General features: G+C 41.8%; 1 protein-coding gene. It reads right to left on the bottom strand.

Going from position 1 to position 388, the window contains the following annotated elements; all coding sequences use genetic code 11:
- Window positions 1–388, bottom strand: a 388-nt coding sequence (locus BAU23_RS17150; RefSeq protein ID WP_208611244.1) for a hypothetical protein, incomplete at both ends; no start/stop codon positions are given.

Raw genomic sequence — 388 nt, forward strand, 5'->3', positions numbered from 1 at the left:
TAATTCCACAACTTCTTCTATTGCTTCCTCAGTTGCTTCTAATTCCACAACTTCTTCTGCTGCTTCCTTAGCTTCCTCTAATTCTGCAACTTCTTCTGTCGCTTCCTTAGCTTCTTCTAATTCTGCAACTTCTTCTGTCGCTTCCTCAGATTTCTCTAATTCCACAACTTCTTCTGTCGCTTCCTCAGATTCCTCTAATTCCACAACTTCTTCTGTCGCTTCCTCAGGTTTCTCTAATTCCACAACTTCTTCTGCTGCTTCCTCAGATTTCTCTAATTCCACAACTTCTTCTGTCGCTTCCTCAGCTGCTTCTAATTCTGCAACTTCTTCTGTCGCTTCCTCAGATTTCTCTAATTCCACAACTTCTTCTATTGCTTCCTCAGTTGCT

The sequence above is a fragment of the Bacillus nitratireducens genome (assembly GCF_001884135.1).
Taxonomy (GTDB): domain Bacteria; phylum Bacillota; class Bacilli; order Bacillales; family Bacillaceae_G; genus Bacillus_A; species Bacillus_A nitratireducens.